Here is a 26,637-nt window from a genome sequence, read left to right as displayed (position 1 = left end):
AATAGGAAGAATCTTTTCGCTTGCGTATGGGGAGTCTGTTTTGTTACGCCACGCTTTTAGTATTCATGTTGACCAGCAAGGCAAGGATCGTCTATGAGTGCAGCAATAACCGACGCTGAAAACCAAAACAAAGGTTTCAGCGCTATTATCAGTAGGATAAAAGCTGATCCAAAAGTTCCGTTATTAGTTGCTGGCTCTGCTGCCATCGCTATCATTGTTGCCCTGTTCCTTTGGTTGCGCAGTCCCGATTATCGGGTGCTATACAGCAACCTGAGTGATAAGGATGGCGGAGAAATCGTTACGCAGTTAACCCAAATGAATGTCCCTTACCGTTTTGCCGAAAATGGGGCCGCGCTCATGATACCTGCCGACAAGGTACATGAGACTCGCCTGAAACTGGCACAACAAGGACTGCCTAAAGGGGGAGCCGCAGGTTTCGAACTTTTGGATAAAGAGAAATTCGGCATCAGCCAGTTCAGCGAGCAGGTAAATTACCAGCGCGCACTGGAAGGTGAATTGGCTCGTACCATTGAGTCACTCGGCCCAGTTCAAAGTGCCCGTGTTCATTTGGCCCTGCCAAAACCTTCTCTGTTCGTGCGTGAACAGAAAGCACCGTCAGCGTCTGTCACCGTCGGATTGCTGCAAGGCCGGGTTCTGGATGAAGGGCAAATCAATGCCATCGTGCATATGGTTTCAAGCAGTGTTGCTGGCTTGCCGGCAGGGAATGTCACGATTGTGGATCAATCGGGTCGCCTGCTGACACAAGCGGATGCAACTGGCCGTGATTTGAACACAACTCAGTTGAAATATACTCAGGAAGTGGAAAACCGGTTCCAGCACCGCATTGAAACCATTCTTGCTCCGGTTGTCGGTCGTGACAATGTACACGCCCAGGTAACGGCACAAATTGATTTCTCGCGCCGTGAAGAAACGGCAGAAGAGTATAAGCCTAACCAGCCACCTAATCAGGCTGCTGTTCGCTCTAAACAAACCAGTTCCAGTGAACAAAGCGGTGGGCCATTGGTGGGAGGTGTGCCAGGCGCATTGTCTAATCAGCCAAGTGCCGCACCCAGCGCACCGATTGAGAAGCCCAATGCCAAAGGCAATGGCGACGGAAAATCAGAGCAAAACCGCAACAACGCGAATAGCAACAACAACAATAATAGCTATGAGCGCATGATGAGCAACAACCGTAATAATCGTCATGACGAAACCACCAACTATGAAGTGGATCGTACCATTCGCCATACGCAGTTACAGGCCGGCGCAGTGGAACGTCTTTCCGTTGCGGTTGTCGTCAACTACGCTAACGTTCAGGGCGAAAATGGCCCGGAAAACAAAGCGCTAACACCAGAGCAATTATCACAGATCGAAGCTTTGACCCGCGAAGCAATGGGTTTCTCTGCCGAGCGTGGTGATAGTCTGAACGTGGTCAATACTCCGTTCAATGACACTTCCGATGTGATAGAAACCCTGCCTTTGTGGCAACATCCTGTCCTGCTGGAAAAAGTGTTGGATGCCGGTCGTTGGTTATTGTTGATACTGGTTGCATGGCTGCTGTGGCGTAAAGTTATGGTGCCGCAAATCACCAAAAAACGTGCCGCAGAAAAAACTGTTCTGGATTCCCAGAAGAACCCGCAATCTCAACAAACTGAATCCAGTGCTGAAATGGATGAAAAAATGCGCCGTAAGCTGGCTCGCCAACGTGTTAATGCAGAGCTTCAAAGCCAGCGTATCCGTGAACTTGCAGAAAAAGATCCTCGCGTCGTCGCGCTGGTGATCCGTCAATGGATGAGTAACGAATAATGAACCTGACCGGAACAGAAAAAAGTGCCGTCATGTTAATGACCCTGGGAGAAGATCAGGCGGCCGAGGTGTTCAAGCACCTGAATTCCCGGGAAGTACAGCAGCTCAGTGTAGCGATGGCAGGGATGCGACAAGTCTCTAACCAGCAACTGGTTGAAGTTCTGGCAGATTTTGAAGAGGATGCGGGGCAGTATGCTGCCCTTAGCATCAACGCCAATGACTATCTGCGCAGTGTGTTGATAAAAGCACTGGGTGAGGAACGTGCTTCCAGCCTGCTCGAGGATATCCTTGAATCCCGTGATACCACAACGGGCATCGAAACCCTCAACTTTATGGAACCACAAATGGCAACAGATATGATCCGCGATGAACATCCGCAAATCATTGCTACCATTCTGGTCCACCTGAACCGGGGTCAGGCTGCCGATATTCTTGCCTTGCTTGAAGAGCGTCTGCGCAATGATGTCATGCTGCGTATCGCAACGTTTGGTGGTGTACAGCCGGCAGCATTGGCAGAACTGACAGAAGTACTGAATAACTTGCTTGATGGCCAGAATCTGAAACGCAGTAAAATGGGCGGTGTACGTACTGCGGCAGAAATTATTAACCTGATGAAAAGTCAGCAGGAAGAAAGTGTCATTGATGCCGTTCGTGGCTACGATGGTGAACTGGCACAGAAAATCATTGATGAAATGTTCCTGTTCGAGAACCTTATTGGTGTGGACGATCGCAGTATCCAGCGTCTGTTGCAGGAAATCACAACCGACTCGCTGCTCATTGCATTGAAAGGTTGCGATCAAGCATTGCGCGATCACTTCCTCAACAATATGTCTCAACGTGCTGCTGAAATCATGCGCGACGATTTGGCAACCCGTGGTCCTGTTCGTATGTCTCAAGTGGAAGCAGAGCAAAAGGCCATCTTGCTTGTGGTTCGTCGTCTGGCAGAAAGTGGCGAAATGATCCTGAATGGTGGCGACGATACCTATGTCTGATAAGTCTAAGGATAGAAACTGGCAGCCGTGGCAACCCATTGAACTGACCCAGTGGGAAATGTTGCAGGAAAAACCGGAATCAACGGAAGAGCTCCCGGAAATCTGCGAACAAGACCGATTACTGGAGCAAGCAAAAATGTTGGACGCGCTGAAAGAACAAGCGCGTCAGGCCGGGCATGAGCAAGGCCTTTCTGAAGGCCGGGCTCAGGGCCATGAACAAGGATTCCGGGAAGGCCAACAGGCCGGACTGGAACAGGGGTTACTTGAATCACAGCAACAACAACAAGTTGTCATCAATCAATGGAAGGCACTTCTGACAGATTTTAGCCATTCATTGGAGGGGCTGGATACGATTATCGCGTCCCGCCTGATGCAACTTTCGCTGACGGCAGCTCATCATATTTTAGGGCAACCCGCAGTGTGTGATGGCACTGCCCTGCTGAATCAGATTCGTGATTTTATCCAGCAAGACCCCATGCTCAGCGGAAAACCATTGCTGCGCGTTCACCCAGACAATATACCTCTGTTAGAACAACAACTTGGCGAGATTTTATCTTTGCATGGCTGGCGTCTGATTGCAGATAATAAATTGCATCCGGGTGGTTGTAAAATCAGCTCCGATGAAGGTGATCTGGATGCCAGTTTAGCCACACGCTGGCACGAAATGTGCCGGCTGGCAGCATCAGGAGAATTGTGATGACGGCAAGACTTGGGCGCTGGCTGGCAACTTTGGATTCACTGGAAAAGCGTTTGGAAAAGACACCCAAGGTACGTCGCTATGGACGCTTGACCCGTGCCACAGGGTTAGTACTGGAAGCCACGGGGTTAAATATGCCCCTTGGTGCAACCTGTTTGATCGAACGCCAAAACGGCAAAGCCGTTGAAGAAGTTGAAAGTGAAGTTGTTGGCTTCAATGGTGAAAAACTCTTGCTGATGCCATTGGAAGAATTGGAAGGGATCATACCGGGAGCCCGTGTCTATGCGCGCTCTTATGGCGAAGATTCTGGAGGCGGGCGTCGTCTGCCTTTAGGGCCTGAATTACTTGGCAGGGTTCTGGACGGCGCAGGCCGTCCGCTGGATGGCCTGCCCGCACCCGACACCGGTTACCGGGCACCCCTGATGACCACACCAATCAACCCCCTGCAACGAACACCAATCAGCAAAGTACTGGATGTGGGAGTTCGGGCCATCAACGCCCTCCTGACGGTAGGCCGTGGGCAACGCATGGGGCTGTTTGCCGGTTCTGGTGTCGGCAAGAGTGTGCTGCTTGGCATGATGGCCCGTTATACCCAAGCCGATGTGATCGTTGTAGGGCTGATAGGTGAACGAGGCCGGGAAGTTAAAGATTTTATCGAAAACATCCTGGGGACAGAAGGACTGTCACGTTCTGTTGTCGTCGCCGCACCTGCTGATATTTCACCGTTACTGCGGATGCAGGGGGCTTCTTATGCAACGCGTATCGCTGAGGATTTCCGTGATCGGGGCAAACACGTTTTGCTAATCATGGATTCCCTGACCCGTTACAGCATGGCGCAACGTGAAATCGCTCTGGCTATCGGTGAACCACCGGCAACCAAGGGTTACCCTCCTTCGGTATTTGCCAAACTGCCGGCACTGGTCGAGAGGGCCGGTAATGGCGTCAGCGATGGCGGTTCAATCACTGCCTTCTATACCGTGCTGACAGAAGGTGATGACCAGCAAGATCCTATCGCTGACTCAGCCCGAGCCATTTTGGATGGGCACATCGTCCTCTCGCGTTCACTGGCCGAATCCGGTCATTATCCCGCCATTGATATTGAAGCTTCTATCAGCCGAGCCATGACTTCATTGATAGACAACACCCATTATCGACGGGTGCAGCATTTCAAACAACTGCTTTCAAGCTATCAGCGTAACCGGGATTTGATCAACGTTGGCGCCTATTCGGCAGGCAGCGATCCATTATTGGACAGAGCAATTGAGCTTTATCCCCATATCGCGCAATTCCTGCAACAAGGCATTGATGAACGCAGTGAATACGATGCCGCCAGTGCCGATCTCCAGCAACTTTTGCCAACATAATATCTTACGGATAGCCATTTAGCCGCAGAATATTTTGCTGAGAGTATAACGTTTACCGGTTCAGTGCCGATATAACTTTATTGATGTCATTCAGTAACGCCTATGTCTGTTTGGTGATTAACACGAGGAAATACATGCGACAACACTCCCCTCTCATGACTTTGCGTGAACTGGCCCAAGATGCTGCTGAAAAAGCAGCATCACAACTTGCACAGATTCGAAAAAGCCATCAACAAATGGAACAACAACTTACGGCATTAATGAGTTATCAGGATGAATACTGTACCCGCTTAAACGATACTCTCAGCAGCGGCATATCCAGCTCAACTTGGCTGAACTATCAACAGTTCATGAAAACGCTGGAAATGGCAATTGAACAGCATAGGTTACAGCTCAATCAGTGGAAAAAAAGACTTGAGCAAGCTATGTCGCAATGGCAGGAAAAACAGCAGCGCCTGAACGCCTTTGACACATTACAACAGAGGGCTGAACACAATTTGAAGTTACACCAAAACCGCATGGAGCAAAAACAAATGGACGAGTACGCACAACGTGGTGCACAACGGAGAATGAAACAATGAATCTCACTCTTTTGCCTACTGATTTAAAAAGCACGGAAAAAACACAATCGACCTTGGACAATCCCGTGGCGGGTGACCATTCTTCTCAATTTGGGCAACTTCTCAATGCAGAAACGTCTTCTATGCAGAAATCCACTGCCCAGGCAGAAAAAAATGTTCTGAAAGGGGAAAAGCCTGCCGATGACAAAACAGCCGGAAGCGAATGGTTACAGTCAAAACCTGTATCAGGCACAACCACTACCGGAAACACATCACAAACAGATGCGCCCCAGCAAGAAGAAGGCGCTGAATTTGCTGTACTGAAAGAGGATGAGCTGTTATCGGCAGAAGCACTCAGTGCAGTCATCCCAATCCAGATTGCTGAACTGGTCAATCCTTCCTCAACTTCATCAAATCTGGCCGAAAACACAGATGAATTGCAGGCAGGAGCGAATGGCAAACTTCATGCTTTATTGGGTAAAGATATCAAAAATGCCCGGCTCGCCAATTCCGGTATCGCTGAGCCACCTGAAGAAAATGATCAGGATGGAAACATTCGGCTTGATTTGCTAAAAGACAGCACGCTGAACAATAACACCAATATCCACCCGACATTAACTCCTGTTGCCGGGAAAACAAAACTGGCCGCCGATAATAAAACAGCATCGGACAATACCATTCCCAAAAATATGGCGTTAAACAGTGGCAAAGATTTAAATTTGCTTCAAATGGCCGTTCAGGGCACTTCGGCATTGACAGCCACAGCAATGGAAACACCAACCACAGATTCCCCTTTGATTTTAGCAAACTCTCCCCTGCTTTCAGCAGGCCAGCAATCCGCGGGACAGTTTCAGTTAAACAGCACAACAACACCTTTGTTGAGTGCTCATCTTGGCAGTGAAGAGTGGCAACAACAGTTAAATCAGCATGTTCTGTTTTTTAACCGGAATGGATTGCAACAGGCTGAACTTCGCTTGCACCCCCAAGAATTGGGCGCATTGCATATTCGTATGAGTGTTGAAGACAATCAGGCACATATGCATTTTGTCTCCGCCCATCAAAACGTTCGCGCCGCACTGGAAGCAGCCTTGCCCGGGCTTCGCCATGCGCTGGCGGAAAGTGGTATTCAACTGGCTCAAAGCAGCGTAAACAGTGATTCCCAAGGAAACTGGCAGCAAGATCACCATGCTGGTAATCCAACCAACCATAATCCCGGCTCCCGCGCGGAGACTCAGGGTCATGATTCAACCACAACAACAGAAATGATGGCGTCCCATGCTCCGACGAGCAGGGTGACACCTCAACAACTCGCCTCAACCCGAGGAGGTGTTGATACATTTGCCTAATTATCCACCTGATTTCATGATGCACAGCAATAAAGTGAAAAAAGGCTGATAACAAACGTTTGAGTTAATGGTTTTTTCCCCGTTTTTTCCTGCTATTGCCAGAGCAAAGACGCGGGATAATTGATATTGATTTTGATGGGTAAGAAGATCCGCCACGGAATGCGAAGAGACTTATCCGCAACAGAAAACAGGAATTTATCTGTCCATGTCTGATTATAGCTACGAGCATAAACGCAAAAATCCAATTTGGATGATACTGTTAATATTGATCGCTGTTCTTGGTGCCGCCATCGGAGGGTATAGCTGGTGGGAAATGAATCAGCTTGCCAATGACAGTACAAATAAAACCAAAGTCATAGAATCACCTGTTTTTATGGCATTAGAGCCTTTTACTGTTAATTTGATCGACAATGAAGAGCACTTTGATCGTGTTCTGTATATTGGCGTCACATTGCGTCTTCCTGACGAAAAAACGCGTCAGCGTTTCAATGATTACCTGCCCGAAGTTCGTAGCCGTATGTTGCTGTTATTATCTCGCCAAAGTGCCGTTGCTCTGGCAAAAGATGACGGCAAAATGAGTTTGGTGGCAGAAATCAAACAAACACTATTCCCGACACTGATACCCGGTGAGAGCGATCAGGAAATCACCGATGTGTTATTCACTACGTTTATTCTGCGATGATCACAATGAGTGACAATATTCTTTCACAGGCGGAGATTGATGCTCTGCTCAATGATGACAGTGCCTCTGCTGATGACGTAGAACAAACTGCGTCTGAGGAAAGTGAGGTTCGCCCTTACGATCCCAATACACAGCGCCGTGTTGTACGCGAACGTTTGCAGTCACTGGAAATCATTAATGAACGTTTTGCCCGCCAATTCAGGATGGGGCTGTTTAACATGCTGCGCCGCAGTCCGGATATTACGGTCGGGGCCATCAAAGTTCAGCCTTATCATGAGTTCGCGCGCAATCTGGCCGTGCCAACCAACCTTAATCTGGTTCATTTGAAGCCATTGAGGGGAACTGCACTATTCGCTTTCGAACCCAGTTTGGTTTATATCGCCGTTGATAATCTGTTTGGGGGTGATGGCCGTTTTCCCACAAAAGTGGAAGGCCGTGAATTTACTTATACCGAACAACGGATTATCAACCGGATGTTGAAAATGGCATTGGATGCCTATCGTGATGCATGGGATTCCATCTTCAAAATCGAAGTGGAATACGTGCGTTCCGAAACGCAGATAAAATTCACCAATATCACAACCTCACCGAACGATATCGTGGTCACCACGCCGTTTCAGGTCGAGATTGGTGCATTAATCGGCGAGTTTAACATCTGTATTCCTTTCGCCATGATCGAGCCGCTGCGTGAACTCCTGACTAATCCACCAGTGGAAAATGTACGTCAGGAAGAGGGCATGTGGCGGGAAAGCCTGGTGAAACAGGTTCAGCACTCAGAATTAGAGCTGGTGGCGAATTTTGTCGATATCCCCTTACAGCTGTCAAAGATCCTTAAATTAAAAAGCGGCGATGTTTTGCCGATTGAAAAACCTGAGCGCTTAATCGTTCACGTTGATGGTGTGCCTGTGCTCACCAGCCAATATGGAACATTGAACGGGCAATATGCCCTGCGTGTTGAACACTTGATTAACCCCGTTTTAACTTCTCTGGATGAGGAAAAGCCCCATGAGTGATGCTAAAAAACCCACAGATACCAGCTTGACTGAAAGCATGTGGGCAGAAGCGCTGGAACAACAAGCCGCACAGCAAACCTCTGACGGCGGCGCGTCAATATTTGAAAATCTGGAGCCACAGGATGTGCTTTCCCAGATCTCTGATATTGACCTGATTATGGATATTCCCGTTAAGCTTTCTGTTGAGCTTGGTCGCACCAAAATGACCATTAAACAGTTGCTGAAACTATCACAAGGCTCTGTTGTTCCCCTTGACGGCCTTGCCGGTGAACCGCTGGATATTCTGATCAATGGTTATTTGATTGCACAGGGAGAAGTGGTTGTTGTATCCGACAAATACGGTATCCGTATCACGGATATCATCACTCCTTCTGAACGCATGCGTCGCTTGAGTCGTTAACCATGATGGCGAATCAGCCTTCCCTTCATGTTTCTGCTCAACGTGGTACGGCATCTGATGCCGTACCCGTTAGTACGATAGTTAGTACGGTAAATAGTACGGTAACTAGTGCAACAAATAGTACAAACAGCACATTTAATCGCACTGAAACAGGCAGTACCGCCCCCCTCCCCGCCAGCCAGACATTAATGCAGGTCAGCACGGCTCTGGGAGGCATTTTATTGCTGATTTTCTTTATAACGTGGTTAGTGCGTCGTCTGGGTCTTGCTCCCGCGAAAAACAAAAATCATCGGTTGCTGAATATTAAGGCTAGTTGTTCACTCGGGCCGAAAGAACGGGTCGTTGTAGTAGAAATCGAAGACAACTGGTTGGTATTGGGCGTCACGGCTCAGCAGATCAACATGTTGCACCAGATGCCAGCCCCACTTGAGAGCGCGGAAAAGGATACTGCCCTCAAGTCGGTATCATTCGGCCAGATGTTTAAAAATACACTCCAGCGAAAAAGCAAGAAAGACAAGGATGATAATGAAAAGTAGAGTTTTCTTTATGACGGGAAATCGGATGACAGACAACGTATTTGTCTCATGGCTTCATTCAGTTCGCATGAAAGCCACTCATTTGGGGCCAGTGAAACCGGGGTGCCTGATAACCCTGCTTATGGCGCTCTTGCTGCCGATGTTTCCCATGAATGCTGCGGCTGAACTGCCCGGCATCATCAGCCAGCCTTTGTCAAATGGCGGGCAAAGCTGGTCATTGCCAGTACAAACCCTGATTTTCATTACAGCCTTGGGATTTATCCCCGCAGCTTTGCTGATGATGACCAGCTTCACGCGTATCATCATCGTACTTGGTTTACTGCGCAATGCGCTGGGAACACCTTCAGCACCACCCAATCAAGTTATGTTGGGTTTAGCCCTGTTCATGACTTTTTTCATCATGGCGCCGGTATTTGATAAGGTTTATCAAGATGCTTACCTGCCTTACAGTGAAGATGCCATTACATTGGAAGCCGCATTGGACAAAGGCTCAAAGCCTTTGCGCCAGTTTATGCTTCGCCAGACACGGGAAAATGATTTAGCCCTGTTCGCACGTCTGGCTGATCAGGATGCATTTGAAACGGCGGATTCTGTTCCAATGCGTGTACTCGTCCCCGCATTTATTACCAGCGAATTGAAAACTGCATTCCAAATTGGCTTTACGCTATTCATTCCATTCCTGATCATCGACTTGGTCGTTGCCAGTGTCCTGATGGCGTTGGGGATGATGATGGTTCCGCCTGCCACGATATCGCTGCCTTTTAAACTGATGCTGTTTGTTTTGGTGGATGGCTGGCAATTATTACTTGGTTCACTGGCGCAAAGTTTTTATGTCTAGCACAGCGTTTTTATGTCGGACATCAGGTTTTATTGGCGGAAATTTTATTGGCAAAAGATAAAAAAGTGGTTTGAGAAAATTATGACTCCAGAATCGATAATGGCCCTCGGGATTGAGGGAATGAAAGTCGCGTTGGCATTGGCTGCCCCACTCCTTTTGTCTGCCTTGGTTTGTGGCTTGATCATCAGCCTATTGCAGGCGGCGACTCAAGTAAATGAGATGACGTTGTCATTTATTCCGAAAATTCTGGCTGTTTTCGTGACTATCGTTGTCGCTGGGCCATGGATGCTAAACTTGTTGCTGGATTACATGCGTACCCTGTTTAGCAGCATTCCTACTATTATCGGTTAATTATGATCCCGTTTGATAGTCATACACTTTCCCAACTTGTCAGTGATTTTTTCTGGCCGTTGGTTCGGCTGCTGGCATTATTCAGCATAGCGCCGGTTTTCAGCGAAAAACAGATGCCGATAAAGGTCAAGATAGGCCTGGCACTCATGATCACTGCGGTATTAGTGCCAAACATTCCCTCTCCACAAATCCCTATTTTTTCCGTTGTCGGAATTTGGGTTTTGATACAACAAATATTGATCGGAATGGCTTTGGGAATGACCATGCAGATCGCCTTTGCTGTTGTACGGCATGCAGGTGAAGTACTCGGGTTGCAAATGGGGCTTTCATTCGCCACCTTCTTTGATCCCAGCGGTGGCCCGAATATGCCTATTTTGGCCCGTATTCTGAATATGTTAATGATGCTGCTGTTTCTGGCTTTTGACGGGCATTTATGGCTACTGTCCATTTTGGCCGATACCTTTTACTCCATTCCCATTCAGCCAACCCAACTGAATCCGAAAGGTTTCTTGCTATTGGCCCAAAGCGCCAGCCTCATCTTTATGAATGGCATGATGCTAGCAATGCCAATGATTACCCTGCTTTTGGTTCTGAATTTTTCGTTGGGAATGCTGAACCGCATGACACCACAACTTTCCGTATTTGTGGTGGGTTTTCCCCTGACACTGACAATGGGCATTTTTACCCTTTCCTTGTTATTCCCGACACTCGTGCCATTTACTGAACGGTTGTTCGGGGAGATGTTTGACCGCTTGGCGGTGATTATCAGTGAATTGGTCTTGTAAATGTGGTTTTTACCTATTCATAAGCAAAGCCAGTGAGAAAGAATCCAATGGCAGATTTAAGTCAGAATTAACCGGAGTCAAAAATAAAAATGATGTACTGAAGTTATCCAGTACATCATTTTAGTCATAAATAAACTCATTAATTCCATTGACCCGTACCGTTACCAGTACCTATTACAAAGGAAAGGGCTGCACCTTGGAAATGCCCAAGAAGAGAACCATCGTCACTGTAAAAATATATTCCTAAATAAGTTGTATTTCCAGCAAACCAAAAATTTTTCGTCTCAGAAAAAAGTTTATCTAAATCGTTTGCAAAGACAATGCCCGCTGAACCACCAATACCGGGAGTAGAAATCCCCCATTCAGTAGATCCGTTAAAAACACGATCAAGATCCGTGATCTTAACATCAATAGACTGGTGAAAAACTACACTCCTTATATCTGCGACAGCACCATAATTCTGGGTTTTCAGAGAAGTGACTTCTTTTACTGTTTTATCGATAAGTTCAGGCGGCCATTTACCTTCTACATCTTTTTTAAAATCTTCGAGTATTTTCAGATTTACTTTTTCTTCTTTATTCATTATACCACCTATATATTGCATAGAATAAATCCAATTCCATCAAATAAAAATAACTCCATTACATTTCATCAGTGCTGTTTTTATAAAAATAAAATTATTTTCTGGGAGAAAAATTATTCTCTCAAAAGTAGACATATATTATTAAATTTATTAAATACACTTAATGAAAAGTAATTTAAATGCATTACAATAACAGTATGGTCAATTATGTATAATATACTAAATATCACTTTATTATATAAGAATTATTTTAAGGTATAATTAATTATAAAGAACATTAAGTTGATTAAATTTAAAAAATAATTCTTTTTCATTGAGATCCTGTTATTTCCCTATATTAAGAGAACCTCTAAAAATTTCTCATAGCCACCTAACTAAGGGCCTAGGTAGGGTCATGCATTTAACCCATTGATTTAAGTGAGTAATAACCATTTTACTCCCCCACAACCTCTCGATATTCATTCAAAAATAATTTTTAAATAATTACTGAGAAAATTATCAGACTGATTGAGAAAAAATGATATTTAGAATTCTATTTCATAACATACAATCAAAAAGTAATTCTTTAACTGACCTATTTTAAGAGGTTAATGATGATCTATAAATCAATTCACTCTCCAAAAATAAAATGCCTTCCTTGGAAAAGCAATGACGCCCCACTCTTGATCGTTCTTGGGCAATCCAACAGCTATGGTCATGACACAGAACTGCCTCCCAATGAAAGGATCACCCAAGGCTTGAACAACGTATTCACTTTATCCCTGGCAGACTCTTACAGTACTCACTTCTCTGCCATTCATTGGGAGAAACTGACCAGCTTTGGCCATGCCAATATTGGGGCACCTGCCGGTTTAATGCGCGGCAATCAAAATCATCCTTATAATGCCGTCAATCGTTTCGCCAAATTCTGGCAAAATCATATCAATCAGGGCAATGCACTGAATTTGCCTGATCTCTACACAGTTTTAATGGGGTATGGTGGGCAGGGAATGTATCTGGATAACCCTCCCGATAACCGCTGGGCACCAGAGCGCGATCCCAATGATGTAGAATCCCTTTACCCTCGAGCAATCAGAACGCTGCGCATGGCAGTGCAATCACTGCGGAAAATAGGTAAGAACCCACGCATCTTAGCGGTTCACTGGAATCAATGGGAAGCAGAAACAGAGAGTTTAGCCGCGGCCAAAGCAGCAGAAATGAATTTTACCCGTATTATTGCAGGCATTAGTGATACTATCGGCTCACGTCATATTCCATGGCGATTATATTATCCTCTGTCAGTCGCCTTTGAACCCATCAATACCCGCCTTGTAGATGAAGCCATTAAAGCGGTCATTGCAGCAAATCCTGAATATCGCACGATCGTTGATGCAAGAAATGCTCCGCATTACACTGGCATAGCGCCCGATTACGGTGTTTTTCTATCCGATGAGATGCATTACGATGGTAAAACCCAAACTTGGTTCGCTCAACAGGAATGGGAACTGATTTTATCCGGGTATCGGGGTTGTGAAATATAATACGGGTGATGAAATATGGCAGCAAGGGAATGACAAATTCGCCAGAAATGAATTTGTCATTTTTGTTATTTTTGTTATCCGATTAACTGAAATTAGGCTGACCGTTAGATGCCGTCACACCTCCATCCACTGACAAATTAACGCCATTAATGAAACCCGCATCTTCACTGGCTAAAAACGCAATGGCGGCGGCAACTTCAGCTGGTTTTCCTGCTCTTTTCAACGGAATTCTATCATCAAACAGTTTCAGGGTTTCATCGTCAAGAGATTCAACCATGGGTGTCATCACCAAACTTGGACACACTGCATTAACACGAATGTCTTTGGAGCCATAATCCAGCGCCATGGCACGAGTCACATTAACCACCGCGCCTTTTGCTGCACAGTAATGCACCATTCTCCAATCAGCCCCCAAGCCGGATACAGAAGCATTATTAACAATACACCCTTTACTTTCCAACAAATATGGCAACGCAAAATAGCTACAATTGAGTACGCCATTGAGGTTTGTTGCCAATATTGCATTACCTTCTTCTGTTGATAGACTCAGTAAATCACCGCTGCCATATAAACCGGCATTATTCACAAGAATATCAAGCTGACCAAAATGCTCGATTGTTTTCTCAATCATGTTTGGGGCCGATCCGCGATCTGCAACATCTGTCTGGATGACCAACGCTTTATTGGATGACAACTCGCTGGCTACCCGATTAAGTTTATGGGTATCACGACCAGCCAGTACCACAATTGCCCCTTCTTGTGAAAAGCGTTTTGCCGTAGCTTCCCCAATACCACTTCCAGCGCCTGTAACAATAACAACCTTATCTTCAAATCTGCTCATCTTTTTTCCTTATTATTGATGCAATTTCAAATAAATGACGAGCTTTCGACAAAGTTTTCCTGTATTCCAATAACGATATTCATAACAACACACCAATAAACAGGAATGTTGTTACTTATTTTTCAGCGTGTGGATTTGAAATTATGTTCAGGAGTCTGTCTTTTATCCATAACTTGTTTAAATCGATAAAAAATTAATTTAGAAAAACAGTAAACCCTGCTGATGTATAAATGCTTTACTGCCCATTCAGCCTCACTTGACAGAGCGGGAAGAAAACAGGCTTTTAATTTTCTGCAATGACACAGGAAACTCATGCAATAAAATTGCAATAAATATTAACGCTCCCCCTAGATACTGAATCAGTGATGAGAGTTGACCTAAAAAAATGACGCTGAATACAATCGCGAATATCGGTTCTGATAGTTCAATCAATTGGACAGACTGGCTTGATGTCAATGTCAGGGCTTTAGTCGTACACCAAAACCCGGCGATAGTAGGCAGGATAGCAAGTAGCAGCAGCAGGATAAATATTTCAACGGTCATTGTCACATTCAATACATCACCATGAACAGGGATATACAGGAATAAACACCCAAATAGAAAGAGTGTTCCTAATTGAGGGAACCCGGCACCCAGTTTGAGCTTTTTGGATAAAAACAAAAATAATCCATATCCTAACCCTGCAATCAAGGCATTGATAAGACCTGCATTAATGGTCAAATCAATATTCCCATTCTCTGCGAAGATCAGATAAAGCCCAATGACAGAAAGTATCATTGCCTGAATTTCTTTAAAACCAAAAAAACGCTTTTCAGCAATGGCAGAAAGTATAAAAGAAAAAAGGGTGGCACTACCAAAAAGAACAAACACAACGGTAGAAACATCCGTTGTTGAATAAGCATGGGTTTCAAAGTGATACAGAATGAAAAAACCAAAAAAAGCACAAACAAGAACGATGTACCATCGTGCTCTGATGAATTTTAAAAAATCATTTCTCTTGGGTGATAATAAAATGATGGAAAATATAATGATCAAACCAATAAAGCATTTATAGAACGCAACTTGCGAGGGAGATACACCAGATTGAAATAACTTGACACTCAATACCCCAACAGTCCCATTGAATATAGCGGCCAATAATGCATATACCATCCCAGAGAATTTGGTTTTATTCATGTATTATTTCATTCCGTATTATCTTAAGTTAAAGCGAATGATCGCTTTCCATCAGAAACCCAAAATGCATCAAACACAAAACATCCGTAAAGCTATAACAAAATAACAACACAATCAATTGGAATGAATAAAAACTCAAACCACCACACCAAACTTCTTCTGTAACACGCGCTTACCCGATTCTGTCAAAACTAATTCCCGCCTGCCCAATTGCCGGAAAGCCCATTTTTTCTCCAAAAAATGCTCAAGCAACAGTGCCCCTAAAAAACCACCGAGATGAGCGTATCGTTCACTCCAATCCAGACAAGGACGGGCAAATTTTCTCCGTGAAGACGAGCGTATATCACAGTTTATTCCCAAAGAAGACAAAAATGCTCAAGGTGATATTCATTCATGTTTTGATGGCCATCGAAGTGATAATGCAACGGGCAAGATATCCTAGGTTTTTTTAACCTTCAAGGGGGAGTCATGTTAGCGGTCATATTTGAAGTCGAACTTGCCGAAAATCAAAGTGAACGTTATTTCGATATCGCCACAACAATCAGACCATTGCTGGACTCTATTCCGGGATTCATTTCCGTGGAACGTTTTCAGGGCCTGGGCCAAAACAATAAATATCTTTCACTCTCTTACTGGCGAGATGAAGAATCTATAAAGCAGTGGCGCAATACTTACCAACACAGGGAAGCACAAACTTTAGGGCGCAATGGTGTATTTGCCGATTATCATCTAAAAGTGACAGTAATTATCCGCGATTATGGAATGTATACCCGAGAGGAAATATAAGTATCAAAACAGGATTAATAATCATTTTTGCATAACGGTTTATTGGGAGAAAATTCGCGTTTTTATATCTCCCAATAGCTGCAATGCCACGCCATAAAGTTAATATTCTCAAATAAAACCCTGTATCAGAGAATTCCCGCGTTGAAAAATCCCTGTATTGGAGAATCCGTGTATTTGAAATATCATTGTGCCGGAAATGGACATTCGCCAAAACGACCGAAAAACATCCAGTACCAATATCCGATTGAAGAGGTCACCGTCAAAAAATAGACCATCGATTGTACTTTATTTTTCGAAAACCCTTTCATTCCCTTCACTAAGAACAAAGTAAAAAAAGGCAATAAAAAGACAAAACACAACGGTGCCATCAATGCCCTATCATCATTAATGATGAAATTATTCATGACATCACAGATTGTCTCGATCCCTTCCTGACCCATCATCCAATCATGGTCAACCGTTGAAAGACACCCTATTAATATTGCACTAAGAAAAATAAATACCACACAAAAGAGTATGTTTATGATTTTCATGTTTGTTTATTCTTATTTTTCACTGCAAGGCAAAATTTAACCCCACCCCAAATTTTCAAAAAGACATTAATGAATTTATATCGAAAAATCTAATGGAATATTCCTATTTCCTGTCAAAGACAAGATCCCGATCGCAATACAACCTCATTTCATCAACAGAAAAACCGGAATGTATCATTATCAACTTCTCCTCATACCTATCGTTACCGTTATTCTTTTGCTCTTTATTACTATAGACGACATCTCAATATTTGTTTTATTTCCGGTCAAACAACCCCGAATTATTCACACAAATTATATATAAAAGAAAAATCATTGGCGTAACGTAAATTTTTGAGATTTGTGTCCGCCGTTAATGGGCTTCACATTGAGGTTATGATGAAGGAAATAATTACTTCTGGCTTATTAAAGCTTATTTTCTAAACATTATGTATCCAAGTGCTGCTGACACACGTGATTCACAGTTTCGTTTTTCGGGAGATAATGGAAGGGAAACAAAAGGAATAATGAAAGCTGGCATAATTCCTTATCTTTCCTTATTGAATAGGGAAAGATAAGGAATGGATATTAAAGTGACATACCAATCTTAATCAGCGGTACATCTCAAACAGAGACATGCCTTTTAAATCAGCAAAAGCTTTAAAAGAAGCTTGTAGTGAAGCCTGCTGCTGGTAGTAATCAGAGATAGTTGCTGTCCAATCTGCCTCAACCAACTCACTTGAACGCATTTTATTGGAAATACTGCGTTCACTTCCCAGTGCATCCAGCTGATCCAGTTCCTGAAGCTGCAAACCGAGAACCGCTTCAACAGAAGAGAAGTTGTTCAGGCAGTTACGAATGCCTCGGTTAGCTTGATTCATCCACTCTTCAGCCTCACTTTTCTGTTCTTTGCTGGCAATGCTGTAGGGGACGTCCAAAGCTTTAATCGCCATGTCGATAACCGCAAATACGTCTGATGCGCTATCGCCACCATTAGGTTCTTGGATTGGGTTGCTGGGCTGGGACAAAAAGACTTCATGTCCTGTATGGGCAATAATCATAGTGCGATTATCATCCACTTTCTGGGTGATTCTTTCACTACCCCCAACGTAACTCACCTTTCCATTTTCATCGGCCACGAAAGGTGGTTTGTCTGTTTTATAGCCCGCAAAAACATAACGACCGTTGCCGTCAGTTTTGTTGCCCAGATTCATTAATTGCTCTTTCAAGCCTTTTAATTGCTCTGCATAAGTCTGGCGATCCTGATCACTGTGTTCATCTGCTGCTGCCACCAACGTTTCAAAAATACTGGTCGCTACTGTGACAACACTTTTCGTGATGTCCAATTGCGTTAACATCCCGTTTTTGGCAAAAATACGGGCGGTCATAAATTGCTGGTTTTTCGATTCAGACTGAGAAACCAGAATGTTCTGGGAAGCCGCCAACGGATCATCGGATGGATTGATTACCCGACGACCCGTAGACAGTTCCTCACCCGATCTCATCCATTTCGATTGGGAATTAAAAATCCCATCCATTTTTTGAGTGTATAATTGATTCGTACTTACACGCACAATATCATTTCCTTTTTATCTTCAACCAAACGGTGATTAACGGATACCCAAAATAGCATCAAACAGTGTTGATGCCGTTTGGATCACTCGGGCGTTTGCCAGATAGTATTGCTGTAAACGTTGCAATTCGCCGTATTCTTCATCCATATTGACGCCAGAAACTGATTGGCGAGTTGACTCGAGTTTGTCAACGATATGTTGTTGTGTATCCGTATCGACTTTGGCTCTATTCGCATCAATACCCACCCGGCTCACCAAAGATGCGTAGCCTCCGGCAAAAGACGCTTTTTCATCAATCAAACGCTTGTCTTGTAATTCAAGGAATTTCTTCACATTGCGGTTATCACTTGGGCCAGCGCCTCTTTCAGTGGCCGTTGCCAACTCAGCAGAATCTTTCAGTTTCACTTCTAGCTCTTGGATCACGTTACCCACGGTCTTCAATGTAAAGGAGTCTCTGTTTTCTGCGCCACCAGCCGCATTATCAATCGTGACTTTCAGTCCATCAAATTCCAGTACATTTCCATTGACTTCCGGCTTGATGGGGGCGTTATCGGAGACGCGCTGAACATTCCAGTTACCATTTTCAAATTTAAGGGTATAGTCACTGGCCTTCACTTTCGTCGTGTCAGTATATTCTACCTTCACTTTCGCTTGACCTTTGTTATTGCTGTTGGTGTTAACCAGAGGGTCTTTCTTGAAACCAAAGAAATCAGTGCCCTGTTCGCCTTTAATATCATAACCGCTGTTCTGGACTTTATTGAATTGATCCGCCATGACCAACGCCAACTGGTTCAGCTCATTGCGGGTTGTATCCACACTGCCCCTGCGAACTCGCAATGCCCCGCCAAGTTCACCTTGGGTAATAAAGCGTTCATCAATCTCTCTCGTTTCCCCGGTGCCATTGTTGTAGCCCAAGGTCATACGGTTGATGTCAGCGCTGGAAGGGATCGCTTCTAACTGAAACGCTTTCTTGCCCGTTACCAATGTGATGCCACCACCGAACGAGACGCTATAAGCGCCACCATCCTGCTGAACAACATTCACGCCAACCAGTTTGTTCAACCGGTTAACCACCTCATCACGCTTGTCCAGCAAAGCCAATGGTTCACCATTGCCCGTGCCACGCATATACGTAATTTCGTTATTCAGCTTGGCAACTTCTTCTGCATATTTATTGATAGCCTGAACATTCTTTTCAATTTTGGAATTGATACCTTCATCTATTTGTCGTAGATGTTCATCAACTTTTTTAAAGCTGTTGACCAATCCCTCAGCCTTACCCAACACGGTAGTTCTGGCTGCACTATCTTCCGCGTTGCTCTCAACCGTCCCCAGGCTTTTAAAGAAATCTTCGATCTGTATGGACAAGCTGGTATCTTTATCTGCCAACAGGTTATTAATTTCACTGACCTGCTGGTGATAAACTTGCATGTTGGCATGCTTGGATTGCGCAGTATTGTATTGCTGGCTGACGAATTCGCTATATTCACGGTTGATGCTGCTGACAACCACTCCGTTGCCGACAAAGCCCACCGGTGACATAGTTCCGTTATTTTGTGTCATGACGGTATTCTGCCGGTTATAGTCCGCATTTTTGGAGTTGGCAATGTTATTACCTACTACACCCATTGCCACTTGTGCGGCATTAATACCACTCATGGCGGTATTCATAAGACTATTGGACATGTGTAGATCCTTTTACGTTTTCTTTAATCCTCCAGCAAAAGGAGGTTTTTACTGTTACAGTTATCGGCAAAACTCCCTGTTCCTTGAGCAAAAATGCACACGGTTCCGAAAGTCATCACTTAAGATGATGTGACTTAAAATAAGTTATCAAAATCATAGGCGTAGGCTTTTGCCATTTGATTCCCCGTGTTCTTTAACTGCTGGATCAGTGAAACGAGTTTTTTGGCATAACCGGGGTCCGTCGCATATCCGGCATCCTGCAAAGAGTATGCCCCCTGTTCTGCCGTTGTTGATTGTGCAACTTTGGCGTAACGGGGATTCTCTGTCAGTAATTTGACATAATCCTCTATCGCTTCCACATAAGATCCGTATACACGGAAGTTATCCTGCATTTTCTTCGGCTTGCCATCAATGAACTCCGTCGTCATGATATTGGTGACAGGGCCTTTCCAATTTTTACCCGCTTTGATGCCAAACAGGTTATGACTTGGCTTACCTTCAGCGGTCAGGATTTCCCGTTGCCCCCAACCCGATTCCAGTGCAGCCTGAGCAATGATCAATAAATGCGGGATACCACTTTGTTGGCTTGCCAGCTGTGCAGGCAGGGAAAGCGTGGAAACAAAGTTGGCGCTGTTCATTGGCAATGGTGCTGATTTACCCACTCCATTGGCGAAAAAAGATGAAGAGGTATTTTCAGGCATTGCACGACGGATGAATTGTTCCAGTGCCTGTCTGGGTAACGTATGCAATATTTCATTATCCAGAGGCATCATCTGAGTGCCTGCCGGCTCACCAGGAATGTCATTGGCACTGGAAAACTGCTTAACAATCATATCCGCAAAACCAAGACCTTTCTGAGAAAGGTCCTGTGCAATTTGCTGATCGTACATTGACGTATAGAAACGTGTCTGTTCGGTGTTTAAAATACCGTCCTGAGGCAACGAGGAGCGCATGCTTTTCAGCATCATCTGAACAAAGACGCCTTCCAGTTGTTGGGCTACTTGCCGTAGCCCTTGTTGTGGATCCTCTGACAGTTTTGCTTTCAGGGAATGCAGGGAATTAACATCATAAGCCGCGTTGGACATTGTCAGAAAATCATTCATCAGATAATCTCCAGTTTTGCCCGCAGACAACCCGCACTCTCCATCGCCTGCAAAATCGACATTAAATCTGTTGGCGTTGCCCCCAGCAAATTCAACGCACGAACAACCTGAGTCAGGTTCGCGCTGGCATTGACTTTCTGCAACGCGCCACCCTGTTCCTGAATGCCAATGGCCGTATTGCGGGTGACAACCGTATTTCCTCCTGCCAGAGGTGTATCAGGCTGATTCACCACGGTCTGGTTTTCAACCGTCACAGACAAGCTACCGTGGGCTATGGCACAACTGTCCAGTGTGACGTTGCGGTTCATGACCACAGATCCGGTACGGGAGTTGAAAATCACTTTTGCGTCACCCGCATCAACACGAATATTCAGGTTCTGTACTTGAGACAAAAACTTCACCTGTTCGCTGTTCTCAATTGGCAAACGCAGTTGAACAGTACGGGAATCCAGCGCTGTTGCTGTCCCTGTTCCCTTCAGGCGGTTGATTGCATCACTGATTTGCTGGGCCAAGCTGAAATCATCCTCATTCAGTTGCAGATTCAGTGTGCCTTTCTGACCGAATTGTGTCGGCAGTTCACGCTCAATCACTGCACCATTGGAAATGCGCCCGCCGGCAAGCTGATTGATTCTGACACTATTGCCACCCGCACTGGCCCCTGCACCGCCGACCAGAATGTTCCCCTGGGCCAATGCATAGACCTGATTGTCTATCCCTTTCAGAGGCGTCATCAGCAATGTACCACCACGCAAGCTTTTGGCATTCCCCAATGAGGAAACCACGACGTCAATGTTCTGCCCTGAACGGGCAAAAGGTGGCAGCTTTGCTGTCACCATAACGGCGGCTACGTTTTTAAGCTGCATATTGGTACCCGGCGGCACGGTGATCCCCAACTGGGACAACATATTGCTCAAGCTCTGGGTCGTGAAGGGGGTCTGCATGGTCTGGTCACCTGTTCCATCCAAACCAACCACCAAACCATAACCAATCAGTGCGTTATCCCTCACACCTTCAATGGTTGTTAAATCACGAATGCGTTCCGCAAAAACGCTGGTAGACGCGAACGTACTGAACAGTACCAGCAAAAGCGTAAAAAGGCTGGCAACTAATTTTTTCATCCTGACCATCCTCTTTTAAAACGGTGAGATATTCATAAAGAAACGTTGCAACCATCCCATGTGCTGCGCTTCATTGATATAACCATCGCCAACATACTCAATGCGGGCATCTGCAACCTGATTGGAACTCACGGTGTTAGTGCCGGTAATGGTGCGCGGGTTCACGACACCAGAGAAGCGAATGAATTCCGTTCCCTGATTGATGGCAATCTGTTTTTCCCCCACAACATGCAGGTTGCCATTTGCCAGCAATCTGACCACGGTGACCGTAATCGTTCCCCGGAAGGTATTGTTGGCATTCGCTCCGCCTTTACCCCCGAACTCGCTGTTGCCTTCCATGCCTAAATCCGTTTTGTCACCACCGATCCACCCCTGTAAAAAACGGGGAGTCAGTGCAGCGGCGAAACCACTTTTACCGTTACGGCTGGCATTGGCTGAAGAGTTTTTGCTCGCACTGACATTTTCTTGCAGAATAATTGTCAGCGTATCGCCGATATTGCGTGGGCGACGGTCTTCAAACAACGGTTGATAACCGTAATGAATCGGCTGGGCAGTTTGAAAAATAGAACCATTTGGCAAGGGTGCAGGCGCTTCGGCGGGGTTTGCAGTTGTCTGCCCTGCCACCAGCGGTTTGTGCGGTATATAAGCACAGCCCCCTAATGTCAGTACCGACAATGTAAGTACCGCCATAGATATGCTGATACGCCACCTATCTCTCCGGTTTTTCCGTAAACCGGCAGCGTCATAAGCTATATGGTTTTTAGCATGGCTTCCGACATAGTTTTCGGCAACTGGCATTGTATCCATCTTCTATGCTCTTAAGTTTATCGTGAAAGCAGTGGAGGGATGCACTCCTCCACTACCCATGATTAGGTTATAACTGAGTCAGTTTTTGCAGCATCTGATCAGAGGTTGATACCGCTTTACTGTTGATTTCATAGGCTCTCTGAACCTGAATCATATTGACCAGCTCTTCCGCCACATTCACGTTGGACGTTTCAACAAAACCCTGGTAAAGCAAACCCGCACCATTGAGGCCCGGTGCGTTTTCCACGGGAACGCCGGAACTGTTGGTTTCCAGATACAAGTTCTCACCAATGCTTTCCAGGCCACTTTCATTGATGAAGGTTGTCAGCGTCAGTTGCCCGACTTGCTGAGGCGCACTTTGCCCTTGTACGTTCACACTGACGATACCATCAGAGGCGATACTGATTTTGGTGGCATTGTCCGGAATAATGATCGCAGGCATAACCTGAAAACCACCGACAGTGACCAGTTGACCATTTTGATCGATTTGGAATGATCCATCACGGGTATAACCTGTTGTCCCGTCCGGCATCTGGATTTGGAAGAAACCCTGCCCCTTGATTGCAACATCCTTGCTGTTATTGGTTTTTGCCAGGTTACCTTGGTTGTGCAGACGCTCAGTTGCCACCGGACGAACACCCGTACCAATCTGCAAACCAGATGGCAGATTCGTCTGTTCAGATGACATTGCACCGGGCTGGCGTTCAGTTTGATAGAGTAAATCTTCAAATACCGCGCGCTGGCGTTTAAAACCGTTGGTGCTGACGTTTGCCAGGTTGTTGGCAATAACATCCATATTTGTTTGCTGAGCATCCAGCCCAGTCTTGGCAATCCATAAAGATCGGATCATGAATTTATCCCCCCGCTTAGCTCATCGCGAGTATTTGGTTAGCCCGCTGGGCATTTTCATCGGAACTGTGTATGACTTTCATCTGCATTTCAAAACGGCGCGCGTTGGCAATCATGTTCACCATACTTTCCACTGGATTGACATTGCTGCCCTCCAGTACACCCGGCATGATTTTCACGTCTGCGTTGGCTGCCAGCTGATTACCGACCTGTTCTTGTGCCTGTGGCGTTAAATGGAACAGGCCATCATCACCCCGCACGATTTGATTCTCTTCCGGTTTGACGATTTTCAATTTGCCAATCTGTCCCAACATGGTTGGTGGATCACTGGCAATTAAAGCAGTGATAGTACCATCTGCGGCAAGGGTCAGTTCAGCCTGTGGAGGAACCTCTATTGGCCCATTTTCTCCCATCAACAAGCGCCCCTGCACCGTCAGTTGCCCTTCTGGTGATATCTGGATGCTACCGTTGCGGGTATAGGCTTCCCCGTCTTCAAGCTGGACAGCTAGGTAACCCCCTTGTCCGACAGCGACATCCAACGGACGGGCGGTATAATTCATTGGCCCCTGACGGCTATCCATGCCGGGGGTCGAAGCAACGGTCAATGTACGCGTCGGCAGGGTCTCTCCTTCAATCGGCACAGATCGCAGTGCGGCAAGCTGAGCCTTGAAGCCCGGCGTTGACGCATTGGCCAGATTGTTGGATGTGACAGCCTGATGCTCCAGCGTTTGGCGCGCGGCTCCCATAGCGGTATAAATAACGTGATCCATAAAGCTATCCGCCTAAAGCTATTAACGCAGGCTGACCAGCGTTTGCAGAATCTGGTCCTGCGTCTTGATGGTCTGGGCGTTGGATTGATAGTTACGCTGGGCGACAATCATATTGACCAGCTCTTGGCTCATGTCCACGTTAGAGGATTCCAGCGCACCACTTACCAGCCTACCTAAGTTGCCGCTTCCTGCCAGACCCACAATCGGGCTGCCGGATGCACCGGATTCTGTCCAGACGTTATCACCTTGTGCCGCCAGACCTTCAGGGTTAGCAAAGTTTGCCAATACGATCTGGCCTAAAACCTGATTCCTGCCATTGGAATAGGTACCGTAAATTTTGCCGTCATTATCAACACGGAAATTGGTGAAATCACCGGGTGCATAGCCATCTTGTGTCTTCGCAGTGATGGTATTCGTGCCAATGCTTTGCTGTTTGCTGCCGGTAAAATCCAGGCCGATATTTGCATCTGCCGAACCATTCAGCCCTTTCATATTAAAAGTACCGGTAGCAACCGTTTCTAATTGCCCACTGGCAGTAAAGGCTAATTGGCTGACATTTTTCTGAACTTCAGCATCTTTTACCGAAGTATCCTGCACATGCACATCCCATTTGTTATCGGCGGTTTTGACAAAAAACACATCCAGTACGTGCTCATTGCCTAAACTGTCAAAAACAGTCAAAGGCTCTTTGAAGTTATACGTTTCTTTCTTAGTGGCATCAAAAACTTCTGTTATCGCAGGTTCCATTGAGTTCAGACCCGCTTTGATCTGCGCATTGCCGGTAACTTTCGCATCCATCATCATGGTCGGAATCGAAAGTGGGCTGAGTTCTCCGCCAACCTGAACTTCGCCATTGACTACAGGGTAGCCGGTGAGCTTCATGCCCTGCATATTGATCAGGTTGCGCTCACTGTCCATCTGGAACTGACCATTGCGCGAATAGAAAACACTGCCGTTGGCATCTTCCATGCGGAAAAAACCGCCTTGTGTGATGGCAACGTCCAACCGACGATCTGTTCTGGTGGTTGAGCCATCTTTGAAATTCTGGATCACACCAGAAACCTTGACCCCCAAACCGACATCAGAGCCACTGAAAACATCGGCAAAAGCCGTGGTGCTGGATTTAAAGCCAAATGTCGCCGAGTTCGCGATGTTATTACCAATAACGTCCAGGTTATTCGCAGCAGCATTCAAGCCACTGACCGCTTGTGAAAAAGACATATGTCCTCCGTTTAATTAAAGAATCTGACGAACTTTATCCATGGTTACCGTACCCGCCAGCCCTAAATCTAATTTAGTGCCATCCTCACCCCGCGTAACACCGTTGACTACGGCATAATTCAGCGGAAGTGCCACTAACGCTTGATTCAGATAGCTTGCGGAAACCGTGAAGCTGTAGGCACCGTTTTCCACTTCCTTGCCATCTGCGTTTTTGCCGTCCCATTCAAAGCCATGAACGCCGGCATCAAATTTACTGAAATTCAATTCCTGAACAATTGCACCATTCTTGTCTCTGATGGTGACTTTCACTTCGTCGGCAGGCCGGGTCAGTTCAAAACCAAACGGTGTTGTACTGGTGCCATTTTCTTCACTGGAGCCAACCAGAATCTTGTCTCCGGGCACCATGACACCACGGTTAATCAGCAATGTTGTTTGCATTGACTGAGTGTTCTCCATTTGCCCGACAACGGCTCCCAGTGTTTTATTGAGTTTTTCCACGCCCTGAACGGTACTGATCTGTGCAAGCTGAGTCGTGAGCTCATTATTTTGCATTGGATTGGTTGGGTCCTGATTCTTGAGCTGTGCGACCAATAAATTCAAGAAATTATCTTTAATGTCATCACTGCTTTGTGGCTTTGCCTTGGTCAGAGAAGCCAGCTCGCCTACCGTGGAATTATCCAACGAATCATTGATTGAAGAGGTCACTGCCATAGTGGGATTC

The 26,637-nt window shown here is 45.7% G+C and carries 29 protein-coding genes; 15 read left to right on the top strand and 14 right to left on the bottom strand.

The genetic code is table 11. The annotated features are described in order from the left end of the window. The first annotated feature begins 93 nt into the window (after positions 1–93). The 13 genes from fliF to fliR all read left to right on the top strand — a co-directional run bounded on the left by fliF (position 94) and on the right by fliR (position 11,370). Positions 94–1,806 (top strand): flagellar basal-body MS-ring/collar protein FliF, encoded by a 1,713-nt coding sequence (gene fliF, locus Xsze_RS13050; RefSeq protein ID WP_038241488.1) that lies wholly within the window; start codon positions 94–96, stop codon positions 1,804–1,806. Next, complete coding sequence (fliG, locus tag Xsze_RS13045) at positions 1,806–2,798, top strand: flagellar motor switch protein FliG (RefSeq protein WP_038241486.1); 993 nt, start codon at positions 1,806–1,808, stop codon at positions 2,796–2,798. Before fliF ends, fliG begins: the two co-directional genes overlap by 1 nt. Continuing rightward, on the top strand, positions 2,791–3,495 hold the full coding sequence (gene fliH, locus Xsze_RS13040) for a flagellar assembly protein FliH (RefSeq protein ID WP_038241484.1): 705 nt from the start codon (positions 2,791–2,793) through the stop codon (positions 3,493–3,495). The genes fliG and fliH overlap by 8 nt, the downstream gene beginning before the upstream one ends. Next, entirely contained in the window at positions 3,495–4,859 is a 1,365-nt protein-coding gene (gene fliI, locus Xsze_RS13035) for a flagellar protein export ATPase FliI (RefSeq protein ID WP_038241482.1), read from the top strand. The genes fliH and fliI overlap by 1 nt, the downstream gene beginning before the upstream one ends. 134 nt (positions 4,860–4,993) lie before the next feature. After that, positions 4,994–5,440, top strand: a complete 447-nt coding sequence (gene fliJ, locus Xsze_RS13030) for a flagellar export protein FliJ (protein WP_038241480.1) — start codon at positions 4,994–4,996, stop codon at positions 5,438–5,440. Further along, on the top strand, positions 5,437–6,765 hold the full coding sequence (locus Xsze_RS13025) for a flagellar hook-length control protein FliK (RefSeq protein WP_038241479.1): 1,329 nt from the start codon (positions 5,437–5,439) through the stop codon (positions 6,763–6,765). The genes fliJ and Xsze_RS13025 overlap by 4 nt, the downstream gene beginning before the upstream one ends. A 205-nt stretch (positions 6,766–6,970) precedes the next feature. Beyond that, positions 6,971–7,447, top strand: a complete 477-nt coding sequence (gene fliL, locus Xsze_RS13020) for a flagellar basal body-associated protein FliL (RefSeq protein WP_038241477.1) — start codon at positions 6,971–6,973, stop codon at positions 7,445–7,447. A 5-nt stretch (positions 7,448–7,452) separates the two neighbouring features. Further along, the gene (fliM, locus tag Xsze_RS13015) at positions 7,453–8,460 is read left to right on the top strand and encodes a flagellar motor switch protein FliM (protein WP_038241699.1); all 1,008 of its coding nucleotides are present in this window, start codon (positions 7,453–7,455) and stop codon (positions 8,458–8,460) included. Then, the gene (gene fliN / locus Xsze_RS13010; RefSeq protein WP_038241473.1) at positions 8,453–8,860 is read left to right on the top strand and encodes a flagellar motor switch protein FliN; all 408 of its coding nucleotides are present in this window, start codon (positions 8,453–8,455) and stop codon (positions 8,858–8,860) included. Before fliM ends, fliN begins: the two co-directional genes overlap by 8 nt. A 2-nt stretch (positions 8,861–8,862) precedes the next feature. Further along, positions 8,863–9,396 carry a flagellar biosynthetic protein FliO gene (fliO, locus tag Xsze_RS13005; RefSeq protein WP_038241472.1) on the top strand — a complete coding sequence of 178 codons (534 nt, stop codon included), beginning with the start codon at positions 8,863–8,865 and terminating at the stop codon, positions 9,394–9,396. A gap of 121 nt (positions 9,397–9,517) precedes the next feature. Next, positions 9,518–10,234 (top strand): flagellar type III secretion system pore protein FliP, encoded by a 717-nt coding sequence (gene fliP / locus Xsze_RS13000; RefSeq protein WP_038241698.1) that lies wholly within the window; start codon positions 9,518–9,520, stop codon positions 10,232–10,234. Between the two features lie 81 nt (positions 10,235–10,315). Continuing rightward, positions 10,316–10,585, top strand: coding sequence for a flagellar biosynthesis protein FliQ (gene fliQ, locus Xsze_RS12995; RefSeq protein ID WP_038241697.1), 270 nt, complete (start codon positions 10,316–10,318; stop codon positions 10,583–10,585). A 2-nt stretch (positions 10,586–10,587) separates the two neighbouring features. Continuing rightward, positions 10,588–11,370, top strand: coding sequence for a flagellar biosynthetic protein FliR (fliR, locus tag Xsze_RS12990; RefSeq protein WP_038241471.1), 783 nt, complete (start codon positions 10,588–10,590; stop codon positions 11,368–11,370). Between the two features lie 139 nt (positions 11,371–11,509). Here fliR and Xsze_RS12985 read toward each other — a convergent pair whose 3' ends face one another. Then, positions 11,510–11,953 (bottom strand): VapA/VapB family virulence-associated protein, encoded by a 444-nt coding sequence (locus Xsze_RS12985; RefSeq protein WP_167331028.1) that lies wholly within the window; start codon positions 11,951–11,953, stop codon positions 11,510–11,512. Between the two features lie 593 nt (positions 11,954–12,546). Between Xsze_RS12985 and Xsze_RS12980 the strand changes: the two genes are divergently transcribed. Beyond that, positions 12,547–13,473 (top strand): hypothetical protein, encoded by a 927-nt coding sequence (locus Xsze_RS12980; RefSeq protein WP_038241468.1) that lies wholly within the window; start codon positions 12,547–12,549, stop codon positions 13,471–13,473. Positions 13,474–13,555: 82 nt separating this feature from the next. On the opposite strand, the gene budC is transcribed toward Xsze_RS12980, so the two are convergent. The 3 genes from budC to Xsze_RS21825 form a co-directional block, all read right to left on the bottom strand. Next, a complete protein-coding gene (budC, locus tag Xsze_RS12975; RefSeq protein WP_038241467.1) occupies positions 13,556–14,314 on the bottom strand; it encodes a meso-2,3-butanediol dehydrogenase in 759 nt (252 codons plus the stop codon). A 252-nt stretch (positions 14,315–14,566) separates the two neighbouring features. After that, positions 14,567–15,490 carry a DMT family transporter gene (locus tag Xsze_RS12970; protein ID WP_038241466.1) on the bottom strand — a complete coding sequence of 308 codons (924 nt, stop codon included), beginning with the start codon at positions 15,488–15,490 and terminating at the stop codon, positions 14,567–14,569. Positions 15,491–15,625: 135 nt separating this feature from the next. Continuing rightward, the gene (locus tag Xsze_RS21825; RefSeq protein ID WP_141557209.1) at positions 15,626–15,859 is read right to left on the bottom strand and encodes a hypothetical protein; all 234 of its coding nucleotides are present in this window, start codon (positions 15,857–15,859) and stop codon (positions 15,626–15,628) included. Between the two features lie 99 nt (positions 15,860–15,958). Here Xsze_RS21825 and Xsze_RS12965 point away from each other — a divergent pair, with 99 nt between their 5' ends. Beyond that, positions 15,959–16,276, top strand: coding sequence for an antibiotic biosynthesis monooxygenase family protein (locus Xsze_RS12965; protein WP_038241465.1), 318 nt, complete (start codon positions 15,959–15,961; stop codon positions 16,274–16,276). 182 nt (positions 16,277–16,458) lie between these two features. On the opposite strand, the gene Xsze_RS12960 is transcribed toward Xsze_RS12965, so the two are convergent. The 10 genes from Xsze_RS12960 to flgD all read right to left on the bottom strand — a co-directional run bounded on the left by Xsze_RS12960 (position 16,459) and on the right by flgD (position 26,627). After that, positions 16,459–16,809, bottom strand: a complete 351-nt coding sequence (locus Xsze_RS12960) for a DUF2645 family protein (protein WP_038241464.1) — start codon at positions 16,807–16,809, stop codon at positions 16,459–16,461. Positions 16,810–17,399: 590 nt separating this feature from the next. Then, positions 17,400–18,362 (bottom strand): flagellar hook-associated protein FlgL, encoded by a 963-nt coding sequence (gene flgL / locus Xsze_RS12955; RefSeq protein ID WP_038241463.1) that lies wholly within the window; start codon positions 18,360–18,362, stop codon positions 17,400–17,402. A gap of 36 nt (positions 18,363–18,398) precedes the next feature. Further along, positions 18,399–20,048, bottom strand: coding sequence for a flagellar hook-associated protein FlgK (gene flgK / locus Xsze_RS12950; RefSeq protein WP_038241462.1), 1,650 nt, complete (start codon positions 20,046–20,048; stop codon positions 18,399–18,401). Positions 20,049–20,182: 134 nt separating this feature from the next. Further along, positions 20,183–21,154, bottom strand: a complete 972-nt coding sequence (gene flgJ, locus Xsze_RS12945; RefSeq protein WP_176553685.1) for a flagellar assembly peptidoglycan hydrolase FlgJ — start codon at positions 21,152–21,154, stop codon at positions 20,183–20,185. Further along, entirely contained in the window at positions 21,151–22,269 is a 1,119-nt protein-coding gene (locus Xsze_RS12940) for a flagellar basal body P-ring protein FlgI (RefSeq protein WP_038241460.1), read from the bottom strand. Before Xsze_RS12940 ends, flgJ begins: the two co-directional genes overlap by 4 nt. A gap of 15 nt (positions 22,270–22,284) precedes the next feature. Next, positions 22,285–22,959 carry a flagellar basal body L-ring protein FlgH gene (locus Xsze_RS12935; RefSeq protein ID WP_244431876.1) on the bottom strand — a complete coding sequence of 225 codons (675 nt, stop codon included), beginning with the start codon at positions 22,957–22,959 and terminating at the stop codon, positions 22,285–22,287. A gap of 184 nt (positions 22,960–23,143) precedes the next feature. Beyond that, complete coding sequence (flgG, locus tag Xsze_RS12930) at positions 23,144–23,926, bottom strand: flagellar basal-body rod protein FlgG (RefSeq protein WP_038241458.1); 783 nt, start codon at positions 23,924–23,926, stop codon at positions 23,144–23,146. A gap of 16 nt (positions 23,927–23,942) precedes the next feature. Further along, entirely contained in the window at positions 23,943–24,695 is a 753-nt protein-coding gene (locus tag Xsze_RS12925; protein ID WP_038241457.1) for a flagellar basal body rod protein FlgF, read from the bottom strand. Positions 24,696–24,716: 21 nt separating this feature from the next. Next, on the bottom strand, positions 24,717–25,916 hold the full coding sequence (gene flgE / locus Xsze_RS12920; RefSeq protein WP_038241455.1) for a flagellar hook protein FlgE: 1,200 nt from the start codon (positions 25,914–25,916) through the stop codon (positions 24,717–24,719). Positions 25,917–25,931: 15 nt separating this feature from the next. Then, entirely contained in the window at positions 25,932–26,627 is a 696-nt protein-coding gene (gene flgD, locus Xsze_RS12915) for a flagellar hook assembly protein FlgD (protein WP_038241453.1), read from the bottom strand. Positions 26,628–26,637: the final 10 nt, after the last annotated feature.

Source organism: Xenorhabdus szentirmaii DSM 16338 (assembly GCF_002632585.1).
GTDB classification, from domain to species: domain Bacteria; phylum Pseudomonadota; class Gammaproteobacteria; order Enterobacterales; family Enterobacteriaceae; genus Xenorhabdus; species Xenorhabdus szentirmaii.
This window is presented reverse-complemented; position numbering and strand designations above follow the sequence as displayed.